This is a genomic window from Bizionia sediminis (assembly GCF_042684585.1).
GTDB classification, from domain to species: Bacteria; Bacteroidota; Bacteroidia; order Flavobacteriales; family Flavobacteriaceae; genus Algorimicrobium; species Algorimicrobium sediminis.
The window spans coordinates 21,629-38,277 of the sequence record NZ_JBHULS010000004.1; the positions used below are offsets into that span (position 1 = coordinate 21,629).

Here is a 16,649-nt window from a genome sequence, read left to right on the forward strand (position 1 = left end):
AAATTGCGTTTTGTGCAATAAAAAATCCCTATTACTTAAAGCTTTGTAATAGGGATTTTTAAAATATTTAAATTTCTATTATCTAAAAATGAAACTTTGTTTTTGGCCACGCTTGGTAATAATGCTAATTTTTTCTAGATGTTTGTCTAAAGCGTTACCATATCTTCTTTTTAGTGTGGCAATATCTTCAATAGATTTTATAGGAACATCGTTAATTTCTGTAATAATATAGCCTATACTTAAGCCTATTTTTTGATACAGCCAATAGTTGTCACTGTCGGTAACGATTACGCCATAATCTATTCCGTAATGTTTTTTTATACTTTCGGTGATATTTTTTACTTCAATATCTAAAAATTCGGTTGTTAAAATTTCAAATTTAGATAAAGTAACAGGAAGTAATTTTTCTTTATCGTCTCGAACTACTAATACACTTACCACATCGTTTGGTCGTTTGGTGTTTAAATAACCGCGTAGGTCTGCAAATTTGCTAATTTCAACGTTATCTATTTTAGTTATAATATCGCCTTTTTTTATACCTGCTTTGTCTGCGCCGGATTTGGCTTCTACATCGCTTACATAAAATCCTTGCGTAATGTTTACGTTTAATTGTTCAGCGGATTTTCCTCCAAGGCTAATACCGCTCACGCCTAATATACCGTTTTGCACATTGCCAAACTCCAACAAATCTTCCACCACCTTACGTGCAATGTTACTTGGCACCGCAAATGAATAGCCTATGTATGAACCGGTTTGTGAGCTAATGGCAGTGTTTATGCCTATTAAATCGCCATTAATATTTACCAAAGCACCACCAGAATTACCGGGATTAACCGCAGCATCTGTTTGAATAAAAGACTGGTAACTTTGTCCGGTTAAATCGCGAGACTTGGCCGAAATAATTCCAGCCGTTACGGTTGAGGTTAAATTAAAAGGGTTTCCTACGGCTAAAACCCACTCGCCAACTTGTGCCGTATCCGAATCGCCAAATGTTACAAAAGGTAAATCGGTTTCAGCTTCAATTTTTAGTAAGGCTATGTCGGTTTTAGGATCGGTTCCTATTAGCTCTGCAGCATAAATTTTGTTGTCGTTGGTTGTAATAGAAATTTCTTTGGCTCCATCAATTACATGATTATTGGTTATAATATAGCCATCTTTATTAATAATTACGCCGCTACCAGTTCCAATTTGTGCTTGTTTAGAGCGTCTGCCAAAAAATAAGTCTTCCATGGTTGTGGGCGCCGAAACAATACTGGTGTTTTTAACGTGAACCACGGCGTGTACTGTTTCTTCAGCAGCTTCTACAAAATTTGGACCTATTGCCGAATCCAATGCAACGGGACGCGTGTAATTTGTTGGAAAATAGGCGGCCGCTTCATTTTGGGCCGGGTTGGTAACTATAGGCAGGTTTGTTGCGCCATTTTGTTCAACTAATTTGTATGCAGTTAAGGTTAAAACGCCACCTAAAATAGAAACGAACAAGAGGGTTAAAAGTTTTCTCATAATACGTATGGGTGTTTACTGTTTTATTAAACTAAAATTAAATTTTTATTCTGTGTCTTTTTCACGTTTAACTATTTTTAACGTCCAATTTAACGCGTATTTAACATGAAAAAAAACCGCGTTAAATTTATATCTTTGCTGGTTCATGACGAATTCATTTTATAAATATCAAGGAACGGGCAACGATTTTGTTATTATAGATAACCGTACAAATAGCTTCGGCAAAAATAATACCAAACTAATTAAAAGCTTATGCGACAGACGTTTTGGCATAGGAGCCGATGGTTTAATTTTATTGGAAAACCATCCGGAATACGATTTTAATATGGTATACTACAACGCCAATGGATACGAAAGTACCATGTGCGGTAACGGTGGGCGTTGCGCTGTAGCTTTTGCTAATTTTTTAGGAGTTATTAAAAATAAGGCTACTTTTTTGGCTGTAGATGGTGTGCATAAAGCGCATATTGAAGGGACCCATGTGAAATTACAAATGCAAGACGTTACTGCTGTTACCATACAGGATAATTTTGTTTTTTTAGATACGGGGTCGCCACACCATGTACAAATGGTTTCTAATTTAGAAGATTTAGATGTGGTTTCCAAAGGCGCTGCCATTCGTTATGGAGCACCTTACAATGAAACTGGTACTAATGTAAATTTTGTTAAAAAAATAACAGATACCCGTTTTGCTGTTCGCACATACGAGCGCGGCGTAGAGAACGAAACCCTTTCGTGTGGTACAGGTGTTACAGCGGTAGCTTTGGCCATGCACGCCATTAAAGAAACCAATAATACCATTATTACTTTGGAAACCCAAGGCGGTAGGTTGGAGGTTTCTTTTACAAAAACAGCATTAGGCTACCAAAATATTTGGTTAACAGGACCAGCTACACAGGTTTTTAAAGGAAACATAACATGGTAACATTGCAAGGAAACCTTATTTATTTACGAGCTTTAGAACCAGAAGACTTGGATTTTATCTTTACTATAGAAAACGATGAAACCATTTGGGAATTAAGCAGCACCCAAACCCCTTACTCCAAGTATGTGCTAAAAAACTATTTGGAAAACGCACATCTGGATATTTACGATGCCAAGCAACTCCGATTGGTTATTGTAAATAAACACCATGCACCCGTTGGATTAATAGATTTATTCGATTTCGATTTTAAAAACAAACGAGCCGGTGTGGGTATTGTAGTATACCATAAAAAAGACCGGCATGCAGGTTATGGCACCGAAGCGCTGAAATTAGTGACGCAATATGCCAAAACACATTTAAATTTACATCAATTATTTTGTAATATCGAGGCTGGTAATACAGCCAGCTTACACTTATTTAAACAACAAGGGTTTACCAGTGTTGGTCTTAAAAAAGATTGGAATTATGCCAATGGTACTTTTAAAAGCGAATACCTTTTACAACGAATTTTAAATTAGAAAATGTACATAAAAAAAATACTTTTAGCCATTGCGCTACTCGGTTTGGTAGTAGCAGCTTACTTAGCCTATTTTGTTTACAATGCTATGTTTGCGCCTAATACCGCTTTTAATAACGAGGAAGCCTATATTTTTGTTCCTACTAATGCGCCTTATTCAGAGGTAAGGGAACAGCTAAAACCACTGCTTAAAGACATAGCATCCTTTGATGCGCTTGCACAGCGTAAGCAATATATTACAAACGTAAAAGCGGGCCGTTTTGCTATTAAAAAAGGTATGAATAATAATGCGATTATTAATAGTATTCGGAGTAAGAACTTACCTATTACGGTGGCATTTAATAATCAGCCAACGTTAGAAGATTTGGCTGGTCGTATTAGCATGCAAATTGAAGCAGACAGTACCGCCTTGGTAGCGGCTATGCGCGATACATTGTTTTTGAAGCAACATAACTTTTCGGCTTTAAATGCCCTAGCTATGTATATTCCCAATAGCTACGAGTTTTTTTGGAATACCTCTGCCAAGCAATTTAGAGAACGTATGCAGACAGAGTATGAGCGTTTTTGGACAGCTAGTAGATTGCAAAAAGCCAAGGCCTTAAATTTATCACCACATCAGGTAATGACTTTAGCGTCTATTGTTCATGAGGAGACCAAACAAGCAGACGAACAGCCAAGAGTAGCCGGCGTTTACATAAATAGATTACGAATTAATATGCCATTGCAAGCAGATCCTACGTTAAAATATGCGGCGTATCAATTACCTGAATATAAAAATACAGTCATTAAGCGCGTATTAAATAAACATAAGGAAATCGATTCGCCTTACAATACGTATATGTACGGTGGTTTGCCACCAGGATTGGTATCCATGCCGGATATCTCGGCTATTGATGCGGTTTTGAATTACGAAAAGCATTCGTATTTGTATTTTGCTGCCGATGCCAAACGTATTGGCTATCATAAATTCGCAAAAACGCTGCGTCAGCATAATGCTAATGCGCGCGAGTACCATGCCTACTTATCTAAACAAGGTATTTATAAATAGCATTTGAAGCCCTTTTGTACATTTTTTATTGTCCTGTTATGCGGGTTAAATGGTTTTTCACAATCTGGAATTAATACCTTTTTAAAGCCAAGCGATACCCTACATGTGCCACGGCGCAATGCGGTTGCGCTAACCGAAGTTGTTTTGGGTGCAGGCGCTTTAGTTGCTTTAAATCGGTTGTGGTATGCCAATTATTCGCAATCTAAATTTCACGTTTACAACGATAACGCGGAGTGGTTACAAATGGATAAGCTGGGTCATGTTTTTACGGCATACCAAATGGGTAGGTTAGGTGCGAGTGCCTTAAATTGGAGTGGTGTAAGTAAAACAAATCAGTTACTTTATGGCGGCACATTAGGATTTACATTTTTAACTGCTGTAGAAGTCCTGGATGGCTTTTCTGAAGAGTGGGGATTTTCTTGGGGCGATATGGTTGCAAACGCTGCTGGTACTGGTTTGTTTATAGGCCAAGAGCTCCTTTGGCAAGAGCAACGTATTTTATTGAAATATAGTTTTCACAGAACAAGCTATGCACAACAACGCCCAGATGTACTTGGAAATGGATGGACCGAGGAGTTTTTAAAGGATTACAACGGACAAACCTATTGGTTGAGTTTTAATTTACACGCCTTTTTAAAAATAACGAGCCTGCCTAAATGGCTAAATATAGCTTTTGGTTACGGGGCGGATGGTATGCTTAATGGTAGCAACGTTAAAAATTCTCATACCATTTTAAACCAACAACAAGCGCGTCAATTCTATTTAAGTTTGGATGTAGATTTGACAAAGATTAAAACAAAATCGCACGTTTTAAAATCTGTTTTCGAAATTTTTAATGCCGTAAAAGTGCCATTTCCTGCACTTGCGTTTCATACTAAAAATGGGTTTTCGGTACACGGAATCTACTTTTAAAACCACTTAATCGATTAATTGTCAGATATTAAAAAAAAGTTGTATATTTGCACGCTGAAATTTTACACCCAATGCCTGTGGCAATTGGCTGTAAAAAATTCAATACATCATGAGAAAAAGTATCTTAAATTACCTAGTACTAGTGCTTGTAATATGCGTGTTAATTTTTAGTTCTTTTACGTCTAATAAGCGCATTGAAACGACCAATTATCAGGTTAATGATATAGCTTTAAATGAGTCGGAAGATTCAGAGCTTCCAACCGATTATTTTCTGCCATCGGAGAAAGTGTACAAACCTTTTTCGCCTAAATTAGGAAAGTCGTTTGTAGGTTTTAAGGAGGCTTTAGCGTTTAAGGAGTCTAGAGGCGACTACTTTATAGTTAACACCTATGGTTATTTGGGTAAATACCAGTTTGGAAAAGAAACCCTAAAATTAATAGGTATTCATAATCCAGTACATTTCCTTAACAATCCGGAGTTACAAGAAAAGGCCTTTGTAGCAAACGCACAGCGCAACAAATGGATTTTACGCAAAGATATTAAGCGTTTTGAGGGTAAAGTAATAAATGGTGTGCGCATAACCGAGTCTGGAATTTTAGCAGCAGCACATTTAGCGGGCCCCGGTAATGTAAAAAAATACTTACGAAGTTACGGTCAGGATGGGTTTAAGGATGCCTACGGAACCTCCATACAGTATTATATTAAGAAATTCTCTGGATACGATACTTCAAAGGTGGAAGCTAACCGAAAAGCAAAAGTGAAGCTTACAGCCTAAAATTAGCTTCTATGAATAATAAACAGTGCTGGTCTTTTATGAAGGTCTGCACTGTTTTTTTTCCATAAAGTTACCGATTGGGTTTTTATAAACTCGGTTGGTAAGGTTATATCGCAGGCTACACAAACCTGTGTGTCTGGATGCAAAACTTTACAAATATCTTGAAGCATGGCATTGTTTCGGTAAGGAGTTTCTATAAACAACTGCGATTGATTTTGTTGAAGCGATACACGCTCCAATCTTTGTAATTCTGCTTTACGTGCTTGTTTGTCTATTGGTAAATACCCATTAAAAGCAAAACTCTGACCATTCATACCAGAAGCCATAACAGCCATAATTATAGACGATGGCCCTACCAGTGGCACCACTTGTATTTGTTGGTTGTGAGCTATGCTTACAACATCTGCACCCGGATCGGCTACTGCGGGGCACCCCGCTTCAGATAATAAACCAACATTTTGCCCATTAAGGCATGGCTCTAAAAACGTTGGAATAACGGCTTCATCGGTAAACTTATTGAGAAGAAATAAACGCAGTTCGGATTGCTTTTTATGGGGTGTTATTTGTTTTATAAACCGCCTAGCTGTTTTTTCGTTCTCTACAATAAAAATTGTAAGATTTTCAATGGTTTTTTTTACGGTAATGGGTAGTACATCTAATGGGTTCGTATTTCCTAATGTTGTTGGAATTAAATATAGTTTTCCGAGTTGGGCGTTCATTAATTTTTGGCTATTTTTTTTGTAAATATACGATTGTTACTATCATAAATTTCTAGAAAATACAAACCCTTTGCTAGGTTGGCGGTATTTATAGTTATTAAGCTACTGTTTTTTCCCCAATTTGTTTCAAGGTATTTGCCGTCTGCGCTGTATACTAATACTTTTTGTAAAGTAATTGAGCTGTTTGTGGCACGCACATTTACTTCTGTTTTTGCGGGATTTGGATATAGTTGTATGTTAATTTTATTGGTTTCTTCTACACTTAAATTAGCATCTGTAATTTTAAAAACTTCGCCAGTTAAGGAGGCTACAATATACAATTCGCCCGCACTATCCTCTCCAAAGGAGGTAAATCCTTTATTGTTTAAAGGCGGTGTAAAGGACATATTCCAGGCGTTGTTCTCAAAACTTAAAATGCCTACTTCATCGCTACAGTAATCTGCAAAGAAATATTTCCCTATAAAATTAGGAAAGGCAGCTCCGCGGTATACATAGCCCCCAGTAATGGAGCATTTAAAATTACCGCTACCTGTATGGGTGTATTGGGCGACCGGAAATTGAAGCGTGTTGGGGTCAGGACATCCAGATGTGTTGTAAGGAGCATTTCCTTCGTAACAGCGCCAACCATAATTAATACCTGCAGTGGTGGTGTTTACGGCATTTATTTCTTCAATATTATTTTGGCCAACATCGGCAATCCAAATGGTATTATTTACAGTGTCGAAAGAAAAACGCCACGGATTTCGTAAACCATAAGCCCATATTTCATTTAAGGCATTGGGTGTATTAATAAAAGGGTTGTCTTGCGGAATACCATAATTATTGCCATTAGTTGCTTGGTTAACATCTATGCGAAGTAACTTGCCCAATAGGGTGGTAAGATCCTGCGAACGGTTTTCTGGATCGCCCCCAGAGCCACCATCGCCCGTAGCAATATATAAATAACCATCTGGACCAAAGGCCATATCGCCGCCATTATGGTTACCGTATGGTTGATTAATGGTTAATAAAATAAGTTCGGAATTAGCAGTGGCAACATTTGCATTGGTAGTACTCGTGCTAAATCGAGAGATTACGGTGTTGCCCGAATTATTAATGTAATTCACGTAAAAATAGCCGTTGCTGGCATAGTTTGGATGAAAGGCAAGACCCAGTAAACCGCGTTCGCCACCACTATTACTAACCAAATTATCTATGTTTAAAAACGGTGTCGTTAACACGTTTTGTTGCGCATCTATAATTTTTATTAGTCCGGCTTTTTCCACAACAAACAACCTATTATCGTTAGCGTGTTTTAAACCAACCGGGTTGTTAAAACCAGCGGCGTGCAAGTTAAATGTTAGCTGTTGCGCAAATAGGTTACAACCACTCCAAAGGATAAGTATAATGGTAACTAGTTTCATAATTTATAATTTTAGCTACAAATTACAAAAAAGCTACTTGTAAATACATGTTTTTTAAAGTAATTAGATTTTAACAGTTGTTTTAAAGGCGCTTTATAGGGTATTGGGGAGTTGAAAAGTTTTACTAATAAGTTACAAATACAACTGGGTAAAAGACATGTTTCGCTGTTAGGACTGAAGTTTTTCGGCTATCCGATTGCAAGCGTCGTCTAGCATTTTAAAAGTACTTTCAAAACCTTGTATGCCACCTGTATACGGGTCTGGAACGCTGTGGTTCTGATTGGGATAAACTTCGTTAAGAATGTAAGTTACTTTTTCAGCGTCTTCCGGGTTTGGTGCCATGTTTACCACATGCGTGTAATTAGCACTGTCCATAACGTATATAAAATCGAAGTTTTTAAAGTCAGACACCTTAAACTGTCTGCCGCGCTGTTCCGAAATATCAATGCCATATTTTTTAGCTACTTGAATAGAACGCGGGTCGGGCGCTTCATTTATATGATAATCGCCGGTACCTGCAGAATCCACAACAAAATTAGTGCTTGGTAACTTCGATTTTAAAATGCCTTCAGCCAGTGGCGAACGACAAATGTTGCCCAAGCATACCATAAGAATTTTAGTTTGTTTTGATTGCATTATACGAATTTTAAAACCAGCGTTAAATGGATAGTTTTTTGGTTAAATCTTCAACGTACTTTTTAAACTGCTTATCGGTTGCCGATAAATTATCGACCGTCTTACAGGCGTGCAATACCGTGGCGTGGTCGCGTTTTCCTATTTGTGAACCAATACTCGCCAAAGAGGCTTTTGTGTATTTTTTGGCAAAAAACATAGCTAATTGTCTGGCTTGTACAATGTGTCTTTTGCGTGTTTTGGATTGAAGGGTATCCACATCCATTTGAAAATAGTCCGATACAATTTTTTGAATATAGTCTATGGATACTTCGCGCTTGGTATTTTTTACAAATTTTTCAACCACTTGTTTGGCTAAATCGGTTGTAATTTCTTTTTTGTTAAACGATGACTGCGCAATTAACGATATTATGGCACCTTCTAATTCTCGGATATTCGACTTAATATGTTTTGCTACATATTCTACAATTTCTTCTGGCATTTCCACGCCGTCGCGGTAAAGTTTATTCTTTAAAATAGATACACGCGTTTCAAAATCAGGGCTTTGCAATTCTGCCGATAAACCCCATTTAAATCTAGAAAGCAAGCGTTGTTCAATGTCTTGCATATCTACAGGTGCTTTATCGCTAGTTAAAATTACCTGTTTACCGTTTTGATGTAAGTGATTAAAAATATGAAAGAAAACATCTTGCGTCCCCGATTTTCCGGATAAAAATTGAACATCGTCAATTATTAATACATCAATAATTTGATAAAAGTGTATAAAATCGATTCGGTTATTTTTTTTAACCGCATCTATGTATTGTTGTGTAAATTTTTCCGCAGAAATGTACAAAACCGTTTTTTCTGGGTACTTGTCTTTTATATCAACTCCTATGGCGTGCGCTAAATGCGTTTTTCCCAAACCTACGCCACCAAAAATTAGTAGCGGATTAAAAGACGTACCACCAGGTTTGGCAGCAACTGCTAATCCGGCACTTCTGGCCAGTCTGTTGGAGTCGCCTTCCAAGAAGTTTTCAAAACTATAATTAGGGTTTAACTGCGATTCTATTTTTACATTCCTAATACCTGGAATAACAAACGGGTTTCGAAGTTCCCGATTTTTATTATTCATAGGAATGTCCACGTCTTGAGCCTTTACGGCAGAGGCGCGGTTGGCACTAGGAATACGTTCTGTAAAAGGCTGTTTGTTGCCATAGGTATTTTCCATTTTTATAATGTATACCAATTTGGCATTTTCACCTAACTGTTTTGTTAGGGCCACTTTAAGTATTTTAACGTAGTGCTCTTCCAGCCATTCGTAAAAAAATTTACTTGGTACTTGAATGCTTAAAGCGTTGTCTGCAAACTTAACGGCAACAATCGGTTCAAACCAGGTTTTGTATGCCTGCGGTTGTATATTATCTTTAATAAATTCCAGACAATTTTCCCATACCGTTTGTGCAGTTACACTCATTATTGAAAAAAAAATTTACGCGTTAGTAGATGACAGGAACGAATTTCCTAGCTGATTATCGTTAGGCAAATATGTGAACAAAAATCTTAAAAAAAAAATGTAAAACTATTGAATGTTAAGATATTTTTTCGCATGTTGTAACGGTCGACTAATCTACAAAAAAATATTTATAACAGATGCTATTTTTTAATGAAATTCCAGTGCGTGTTCGATATGCTGAAACCGATCAAATGGGAGTGGTTCATCATGCTAATTACCCGTTATATCTGGAAATGGGACGCACCGAATGGCTTCGCGAAATGGGCCTTTCTTACAAAGAGTTGGAGTTAAGCGGTATTATGCTGCCTGTAATTTCTATGGCGCTTCAATATAAAAATTCGGCTTATTACGATGAGGTATTAACTGTTAAAACAAGCCTTAAAAAAATGCCTACTGTTAAGTTGGAATTCGATTATAAAATTAGCAATTCCGATGGCCTTGTTCTGGTGGAAGCTAACACTATTTTAGCATTTGTTAATGCTGCTACCAAACGGCCTATTCGTTGTCCGGAATATATTGAAGAAAAAATAGCAGCGTTTAGTTCAAAGCTTTAATGGAAACTTCGTAAATGGTTTTAAATTTAGCTGCAACAGATTCGCTATTTTTTAAACGGACAGAAAAGATAATTTGACAGTCCAATGCAAGGGTTTGGTCTGTAATTTTTAAATTATTCTCTTTAATGATACGCATGACTTTGTTGAGGTTTTTATAATCGCAAGTCACAAGATATTGTTTCTTTATGGTTCGGGTTACAGTTTTGCTGGCCTCAATAGCCATTTGTGATGTTGTTTTATACGCGTTTATAAGGCCGCCAACTCCCAACTTAACACCACCAAAATAACGCACCACCACAATAAGTATGTTTGTAAGTTGAAACGATTGTATTTGGCCATAAATAGGCATCCCAGCGCTATTGTTTGGTTCGCCATCGTCGTTGGCTCTAAATTGAAATTGTTTTGGATCTGTTCCTAACTGGTAAGCATAGCACCAATGACCTGCCGTATGATGTTTTTTTTTAAGATAATCTAAATTGTCTTTAACCGCTTCCTCTGTGGTTACAGGAAAGGCATAACCAAAAAACTTACTGTTTTTATCTTTAAATAATACAGGTTCTGATGCTTTTTGAATGGTTTTATAGGTGTCTGTTAACGTCATTTTATAAGGCAGTTACTAGTAAGATGGAAATCATAGCTAAACAAATTCCTAGCCAGTTTTTTCTGGAGAGTTTTTCTTTAAACAAAAGTAGCCCCAAAAGCGATGTACATAAAATAATAGCTACATTATTTACGGTAAAGATGGTAGAACTCTCTAAATTTTCGTGGTCTAGTGCTTTTAAGATGTAATAAATAGAGGCATAATTAACCAAACCTAAAGCCATACCGCCAACAATACTTTTGGGGTTAAAAACAAACTGGCCTCTAATTTTTTGCAACACTAACAACAAAACACCAACAACCGCAGCGAAACAGAATATAGTAGCGGAAAAAATAGGTATGCCGTTGTCTGGCAAATAGGTGGTTTCTATATATTTTATGGCGGTGTCTATAATACCCGAACCCAAAAATATAATTATTGGAAATATATAATATCCCTTATTTTTTATGCGTGTTCCTGGTTTTATAGAGGCTAAATATACAGCTATTAACGCAGCTAAAATACCCAGTATTTTAAACAAGCCCGCGCTTTCATTGTAAACATAAATACCAAAAACAACGGGAATAATAACACTCATTTTTGTAGCAACGCTAGCTACCGATAAGCCCACGCGTTGCGATGTTATAGCCATTACATTAAAAATAGCAATAAATAAAAAACCCAATGCAATAGCGCCATAAAACCAAGTGGAACTCACAATGTATTCTAAATTAACAGGTTCTGAATAAGCTAAAACGCCTGTTGTACAGGCTGTTATGTAATTAACTACAATGGCTTGTAGGGTATTAATTTTATATTTTTCAAAAAGTTTGAAAAGAATAAAAATGACCGTCGAGGCTAAAATACTTAACAAAAGATATATCAAAACAAGTCTTTTTTGGCGGTGAATAAATTAACAACATCGTGTTTTTCAGGATTTAAATGCCACGTATGGATACCCAAAGCGTGAGCGGCTTCAATATTCTCCTTGGTATCATCAATAAAAAGGCAATTTTCTGGTTGTAGCCTATTACTGTCCAATACAAATTTATAAATATCGGCATTTGGTTTCCGTAATTCGATGATATGCGATAAGTAAAATTGATGAAATTGAGCTTGGAAAGTTTCGTAAAACGACACGTTTTTCTTTATCCAATCTATATGAAGTTCGTTTGTATTACTTAACAATATGAGTTGGTAATTATTTTGTGTTGCTAACTTTTGTAAAAATGCGAGTCGGTGTGGCGGAAAGTCCCTTAAAAGCGCATTCCAAATAGTTATTAACTGGTTTTTAGTAGCGTTAGGAGCTAATTTTTGGTAAAAATTTAAGAAGGCATCGGTACTTATTTTGCCGGTTTCGTAGGCTTCATTGCAGGCCATCATTTCTGGCGAAAATTCTGTGATGTTAAAAAATTCCAGTGCCTTTATGCTAGCGCCTGTTTTATCTAAATTGATAAATACATCGCCAAAATCAAATATTATTGTGGTTATCATAGTGGGTTTTTGTAGTAGCAAAGCCTATCGTTTAATATGCCTATTTCCTTTTCTTTAGTTGGTGTTGATTTAAAAATGGGTGCTTTTGTGCCTGTTTTAAAAGTGGTACTACCTGTAAATACACGTGCTTCGTCCCATAAGTTTTCGTTAATAAAAGTTTGTAAAGTTTTAGTGCCGCCTTCAATAATAACCGACTGTATGTGGTGCGCATGTAAAATAGAAACTATTTGTTGGGCTAAAGGTTTTTCAGGATTAATATCCTTTTTAGTCAGTTTTAGGGTGTGACTTTCTTGGTTAAAAACGGCGTAGTGGTTTGGTATTTTTTGGTTTAAATCTAAAACCACTCGAGTTGGATTTTTACCAGCCCAAGTGCGAGCTGTTAATACGGGATTATCTGCTAAAACTGTTTGCGTGCCCACTAAAATAGCTTGTTCTTCAGTACGCCATTTATGCACTATTTGCCTGGAAAGCGGGTTGGTTATCCATACTGGTTTTTGTGCATCCCTGCTGCTCGGTGCTATATAGCCGTCTGCTGTTTCGGCCCACTTTAAAATAACATAAGGTCGCTTTAAGTTGTGAAATGTAAAAAAGCGTTTGTGGTGCAATTGGCAGGCGGTTTCCATAACACCAAGTGTAACTTGGCACCCCGCTTCTTGAAGCATTTTTATGCCAGTACCGGCCACTTTACTATGCGTATCCATAGTGCCAATTACCACACGAGGAATATTATGCGCCACAATTAAATTAGTACAAGGCGGGGTTTTTCCAAAGTGGCTGCAAGGCTCCAAAGTAACATATAAGGTAGCTTGGCTTAATTGCCGTTTATTCCGAACCGATTCTATGGCTTTTACCTCGGCATGTGGTCCGCCAAACGGACAGGTAAAACCCTCGCCTATAATACGGTTTTTATAAACAATTACCGCACCAACCATGGGGTTTGGGGCTGTTGTACCTAAACCATTTTTTGCAATTTGAATGCATCGTGTTATATATTTTTCATGTATCTTCATCCCAGAATTTCAAAGCATAAAAATATAATAATTTAACAAGCGGCGGTAGTTATTGGTTCGGAATATATTGCGTTCGTTCCTAATGCAACTGCTTTTTGCAATTAAACCGGTTTTTATGCGGCATGTTAGCTTTTTAAAATACTAAAACAAACAGATGTTGTGATATTAAAAGATATTGAACATATTTTTCATCAAGAATTAGATGCTATTTATGGTTCGGAGGAGGTAGGTAGTTTTTTTAATTTACTTATTCAGCACTACCTCGATTTAAACCGAATTACCTTGGTTTTAGAACCACAACTTGCTGTTACCAAACAAGAGGAACAACCATTATTTGAAGCTTTAAGTCGCTTAAAACAGGAAGAACCCATTCAATATATAATAGGCGAAACTGCCTTTTTTGGATTGCAATTTAAAGTAACCAAAGACACATTAATTCCCAGACCAGAAACAGAAGAGCTGGTGGCTTGGGTTTTAAAAACCGAAGGCCTCGCCACCCAAACACCTTTGCGTGTGCTGGATGTGGGCACTGGTTCAGGCTGTATAGCCATTAGTTTAGCAACACAACTTCCGCAGGCCGAAGTTTATGCTGTGGATATTAGTAAAAAAGCATTGGAGGTTGCTCGTGTAAATGCGCAAATAAATAAGGCGCCAGTGGTGTTTGTAGAAGCGGATATTCTGCAGTTGCACCAGCCATGGTTAGAAACTAAAAATGGCTTTTTTGATGTGGTTGTTTCTAATCCACCTTATGTACGCCAATTGGAAAAAGCTTACATGAGGAATAATGTTTTAAATTATGAGCCCCATCAGGCCTTATTTGTAAGTAATAATAAGCCATTAGTTTTTTACGAGGCCATTGTGCAGCATGCCAAGCAGGTATTAAAACCGCAAGGTCATCTATTTTTTGAAATTAATGAATATCTTGCTACAGATATGGTAAATCTGCTAAATAATTACGGTTTTAAACAAGTTGAACTTAAAACAGATATTTTTGGCAAACAACGGATGCTAAAAGGAATACGTTAATTTATATGACAATACAAGAGCAAATAGAAGCCATTCGCGAAGAATTACGCCAACATAATTACGCATATTATGTAATGGACAATCCTACAATTTCGGATTTTGAATTTGATGCCAAACTTAAACAGCTTCAGGCATTAGAATCTAAACATCCAGAATTTTTCAATCCAACGTCACCAACTAACCGAGTGGGTGGTGAAATAACTAAAAATTTTGAAACAGTGGTGCATGAACACCGCATGTATTCTTTAGATAATTCCTATTCTAAAGAAGATTTATTGGATTGGGAAACGCGCCTTAAAAAAGCTATTGATGGTCCTATTGAATATACCTGCGAGCTAAAATACGATGGCGCCTCTATTAGCATTACGTACCTTAACGGAAAGTTGCATAAAGCCGTTACAAGGGGCGACGGTTTTCAAGGAGACGATGTAACTGCCAATGTTAAAACCATTAAATCTGTTCCTTTGCAATTACGCGGCAATTACCCCGAAAAATTTGATATTCGGGGTGAAATTGTTTTGCCTTTCGACGGATTTATAAAATTAAATGAAGCGCGTGTAGCGCAAGGTGAAGAACCATATAGGAATCCGCGCAACACAGCCTCTGGAACATTAAAACTGCAAGATAGTGCAGAGGTTGCCAAACGCCCCTTGGAATGCTTGCTGTATAACCTAACAGGGCAGAATTTAAACATTCAAACGCAAATGGAAAGTTTAAACAAGGCGCGCGAATGGGGATTTAAAGTTCCAGAAATTGCGAAAAAAGCAAGCAATATTGCCCAAGTTTTAGATTTTATAGCCTACTGGGATACGCATAGACACCAGTTGCCATACGAAACAGATGGCGTGGTTATAAAGGTTAACAGTTTGCAGCATCAAGAGGAGTTGGGCTATACAGCCAAGGCGCCACGGTGGGCAATTGCTTATAAGTTTAAAGCAGAGCAAGTAGCTACACGATTAAATAAAATTACCTATCAAGTTGGCCGAACTGGGGCCATTACGCCGGTGGCTAATTTGCAGCCAGTGGAGTTGGCAGGAACCACGGTAAAACGGGCCTCATTGCATAATGCCGACCAAATAGAAAAGTTAGACATTAGGGAAGGCGATGTTGTTTTTGTTGAAAAAGGTGGCGAAATAATACCAAAAATTATTGCCGTAGATGTCACCCAACGTCCCCAAAACTCCAAGCCCACAGTGTACGCCACACATTGCCCAGAATGTCAAACACCATTGGTAAGAAAAGAAAGCGAAGCACAGCATTACTGCCCAAATGATACTGGTTGTAATCCCCAAATTATTGGTCGTATCCAGCATTTTATAAGCAGGAAAGCCATGGATATTGAAGGGTTGGGAGGCGAAACTGTTGCGCTTTTAGTAAACGCGGGACTTATTTCTAATTATTCCGATTTGTATGAATTAACCATAGCAGACGTCCTACCTTTAGAACGTATGGCACAAAAAAGTGCCGAAAATTTAATTAACGGTATTGAAGCCAGCAAACACATTCCGTTTGAGCGTGTTTTGTTTGCTTTGGGTATTCGTTATGTGGGCGAAACTGTTGCTAAAAAATTAGCAAATCATTTTAAATCGATTACTGCTTTAAAGAAGGCTTCTGTAGAAGAACTTATGGCGGTGGACGAAATTGGTAACCGAATAGCCGAGAGTGTAACAAGCTTTTTTGCAGAAGACATAAATAATAACATTGTTGAAAGGTTAAGTACATTTGGTGTTCAAATGGAAATTTCGGCGGAAAAACGCGCAAACCAAACCAATGTTTTGGCTGGGCAAAGTTTCGTGGTTTCGGGTGTATTCTATAAAGTTACACGAAATGAATTAAAAACACTTATTGAAAATAACGGCGGAAAAGTAGCCTCGTCCATTTCTTCTAAAACTAATTTTGTGGTGGCAGGCGATAAAATGGGACCGAGTAAAAAAGAGAAAGCCCAACAGTTACAGGTGCCCATACTAACGGAAGACGATTTTTTGAAAATGTTACCATAATTTTGTGTCGGATAATTTTCCGATTAAGTGTTGTATTTATTCGGTTAATTACTTA

At 37.3% G+C, this 16,649-nt stretch carries 17 protein-coding genes; 8 read left to right on the forward strand and 9 right to left on the reverse strand.

Going from position 1 to position 16,649, the window contains the following annotated elements:
* Positions 1–78 precede the first annotated feature (78 nt).
* Entirely contained in the window at positions 79–1,503 is a 1,425-nt protein-coding gene (locus ACFSQP_RS09830; protein ID WP_376893932.1) for a trypsin-like peptidase domain-containing protein, read from the reverse strand.
* A 145-nt stretch (positions 1,504–1,648) separates the two neighbouring features.
* Between ACFSQP_RS09830 and dapF the strand changes: the two genes are divergently transcribed.
* The 5 genes from dapF to ACFSQP_RS09855 all read left to right on the forward strand — a co-directional run bounded on the left by dapF (position 1,649) and on the right by ACFSQP_RS09855 (position 5,680).
* Positions 1,649–2,428: a diaminopimelate epimerase gene (dapF, locus tag ACFSQP_RS09835; protein ID WP_376893934.1), complete on the forward strand. Its 780-nt coding sequence runs from the start codon at positions 1,649–1,651 to the stop codon at positions 2,426–2,428.
* Complete coding sequence (locus ACFSQP_RS09840; protein WP_376893936.1) at positions 2,422–2,946, forward strand: GNAT family N-acetyltransferase; 525 nt, start codon at positions 2,422–2,424, stop codon at positions 2,944–2,946. Before dapF ends, ACFSQP_RS09840 begins: the two co-directional genes overlap by 7 nt.
* A gap of 3 nt (positions 2,947–2,949) precedes the next feature.
* Complete coding sequence (gene mltG, locus ACFSQP_RS09845) at positions 2,950–3,993, forward strand: endolytic transglycosylase MltG (RefSeq protein WP_376893938.1); 1,044 nt, start codon at positions 2,950–2,952, stop codon at positions 3,991–3,993.
* A 3-nt stretch (positions 3,994–3,996) separates the two neighbouring features.
* On the forward strand, positions 3,997–4,905 hold the full coding sequence (locus tag ACFSQP_RS09850) for a DUF2279 domain-containing protein (protein ID WP_376893940.1): 909 nt from the start codon (positions 3,997–3,999) through the stop codon (positions 4,903–4,905).
* Positions 4,906–5,014: 109 nt separating this feature from the next.
* Positions 5,015–5,680, forward strand: a complete 666-nt coding sequence (locus ACFSQP_RS09855) for a peptidoglycan-binding protein LysM (protein WP_376893942.1) — start codon at positions 5,015–5,017, stop codon at positions 5,678–5,680.
* A 2-nt stretch (positions 5,681–5,682) separates the two neighbouring features.
* On the opposite strand, the gene ACFSQP_RS09860 is transcribed toward ACFSQP_RS09855, so the two are convergent.
* From ACFSQP_RS09860 to dnaA, 4 genes are all read right to left on the reverse strand, one after another.
* The gene (locus ACFSQP_RS09860) at positions 5,683–6,399 is read right to left on the reverse strand and encodes an SAM-dependent methyltransferase (RefSeq protein WP_376893944.1); all 717 of its coding nucleotides are present in this window, start codon (positions 6,397–6,399) and stop codon (positions 5,683–5,685) included.
* Positions 6,399–7,802, reverse strand: a complete 1,404-nt coding sequence (locus ACFSQP_RS09865) for a PQQ-dependent sugar dehydrogenase (protein ID WP_376893946.1) — start codon at positions 7,800–7,802, stop codon at positions 6,399–6,401. The genes ACFSQP_RS09860 and ACFSQP_RS09865 overlap by 1 nt, the downstream gene beginning before the upstream one ends.
* Before the next feature lie 168 nt (positions 7,803–7,970).
* On the reverse strand, positions 7,971–8,438 hold the full coding sequence (locus ACFSQP_RS09870) for a low molecular weight protein-tyrosine-phosphatase (RefSeq protein WP_376893948.1): 468 nt from the start codon (positions 8,436–8,438) through the stop codon (positions 7,971–7,973).
* A gap of 22 nt (positions 8,439–8,460) precedes the next feature.
* Positions 8,461–9,891: a chromosomal replication initiator protein DnaA gene (dnaA, locus tag ACFSQP_RS09875; RefSeq protein WP_376893950.1), complete on the reverse strand. Its 1,431-nt coding sequence runs from the start codon at positions 9,889–9,891 to the stop codon at positions 8,461–8,463.
* Between the two features lie 176 nt (positions 9,892–10,067).
* On the opposite strand from dnaA, the gene ACFSQP_RS09880 reads away from it, so the two are divergent.
* Entirely contained in the window at positions 10,068–10,484 is a 417-nt protein-coding gene (locus ACFSQP_RS09880; RefSeq protein WP_376893952.1) for an acyl-CoA thioesterase, read from the forward strand.
* Here ACFSQP_RS09880 and ACFSQP_RS09885 read toward each other — a convergent pair.
* The 4 genes from ACFSQP_RS09885 to ribD are packed head-to-tail and all read right to left on the reverse strand — an operon-like array spanning position 10,468 to position 13,568.
* Positions 10,468–11,085, reverse strand: a complete 618-nt coding sequence (locus tag ACFSQP_RS09885) for an IMPACT family protein (protein WP_376893954.1) — start codon at positions 11,083–11,085, stop codon at positions 10,468–10,470. The genes ACFSQP_RS09880 and ACFSQP_RS09885 overlap by 17 nt on opposite strands.
* Before the next feature lies 1 nt (position 11,086).
* On the reverse strand, positions 11,087–11,950 hold the full coding sequence (locus ACFSQP_RS09890; RefSeq protein ID WP_376893956.1) for an EamA family transporter: 864 nt from the start codon (positions 11,948–11,950) through the stop codon (positions 11,087–11,089).
* On the reverse strand, positions 11,947–12,558 hold the full coding sequence (locus tag ACFSQP_RS09895) for an HAD family hydrolase (RefSeq protein WP_376893958.1): 612 nt from the start codon (positions 12,556–12,558) through the stop codon (positions 11,947–11,949). The genes ACFSQP_RS09890 and ACFSQP_RS09895 overlap by 4 nt, the downstream gene beginning before the upstream one ends.
* Positions 12,555–13,568, reverse strand: coding sequence for a bifunctional diaminohydroxyphosphoribosylaminopyrimidine deaminase/5-amino-6-(5-phosphoribosylamino)uracil reductase RibD (gene ribD, locus ACFSQP_RS09900; RefSeq protein ID WP_376893960.1), 1,014 nt, complete (start codon positions 13,566–13,568; stop codon positions 12,555–12,557). The genes ACFSQP_RS09895 and ribD overlap by 4 nt, the downstream gene beginning before the upstream one ends.
* Positions 13,569–13,727: 159 nt before the next feature.
* On the opposite strand from ribD, the gene prmC reads away from it, so the two are divergent.
* Positions 13,728–14,594 (forward strand): peptide chain release factor N(5)-glutamine methyltransferase, encoded by an 867-nt coding sequence (gene prmC, locus ACFSQP_RS09905; protein ID WP_376893962.1) that lies wholly within the window; start codon positions 13,728–13,730, stop codon positions 14,592–14,594.
* Between the two features lie 5 nt (positions 14,595–14,599).
* Positions 14,600–16,594 carry an NAD-dependent DNA ligase LigA gene (ligA, locus tag ACFSQP_RS09910; RefSeq protein ID WP_376893964.1) on the forward strand — a complete coding sequence of 665 codons (1,995 nt, stop codon included), beginning with the start codon at positions 14,600–14,602 and terminating at the stop codon, positions 16,592–16,594.
* Positions 16,595–16,649 lie beyond the last annotated feature (55 nt).

Excerpts from the sequence above, each read along its gene's own strand:
- ACFSQP_RS09830 (WP_376893932.1), bottom strand. The coding sequence starts at position 1,503 with ATGAGAAAACTTTTAACCCTCTTGTTCGTTTCTATTTTAGGTGGCGTT.
- dapF (WP_376893934.1), top strand. The coding sequence starts at position 1,649 with ATGACGAATTCATTTTATAAATATCAAGGAACGGGCAACGATTTTGTT.
- ACFSQP_RS09840 (WP_376893936.1), top strand. The coding sequence starts at position 2,422 with ATGGTAACATTGCAAGGAAACCTTATTTATTTACGAGCTTTAGAACCA.
- mltG (WP_376893938.1), top strand. The coding sequence starts at position 2,950 with ATGTACATAAAAAAAATACTTTTAGCCATTGCGCTACTCGGTTTGGTA.
- ACFSQP_RS09855 (WP_376893942.1), top strand. The coding sequence starts at position 5,015 with ATGAGAAAAAGTATCTTAAATTACCTAGTACTAGTGCTTGTAATATGC.
- ACFSQP_RS09860 (WP_376893944.1), bottom strand. The coding sequence starts at position 6,399 with ATGAACGCCCAACTCGGAAAACTATATTTAATTCCAACAACATTAGGA.
- ACFSQP_RS09865 (WP_376893946.1), bottom strand. The coding sequence starts at position 7,802 with ATGAAACTAGTTACCATTATACTTATCCTTTGGAGTGGTTGTAACCTA.
- ACFSQP_RS09870 (WP_376893948.1), bottom strand. The coding sequence starts at position 8,438 with ATGCAATCAAAACAAACTAAAATTCTTATGGTATGCTTGGGCAACATT.
- dnaA (WP_376893950.1), bottom strand. The coding sequence starts at position 9,891 with ATGAGTGTAACTGCACAAACGGTATGGGAAAATTGTCTGGAATTTATT.
- ACFSQP_RS09880 (WP_376893952.1), top strand. The coding sequence starts at position 10,068 with ATGCTATTTTTTAATGAAATTCCAGTGCGTGTTCGATATGCTGAAACC.
- ACFSQP_RS09885 (WP_376893954.1), bottom strand. The coding sequence starts at position 11,085 with ATGACGTTAACAGACACCTATAAAACCATTCAAAAAGCATCAGAACCT.
- ACFSQP_RS09895 (WP_376893958.1), bottom strand. The coding sequence starts at position 12,558 with ATGATAACCACAATAATATTTGATTTTGGCGATGTATTTATCAATTTA.
- ribD (WP_376893960.1), bottom strand. The coding sequence starts at position 13,568 with ATGAAGATACATGAAAAATATATAACACGATGCATTCAAATTGCAAAA.
- ligA (WP_376893964.1), top strand. The coding sequence starts at position 14,600 with ATGACAATACAAGAGCAAATAGAAGCCATTCGCGAAGAATTACGCCAA.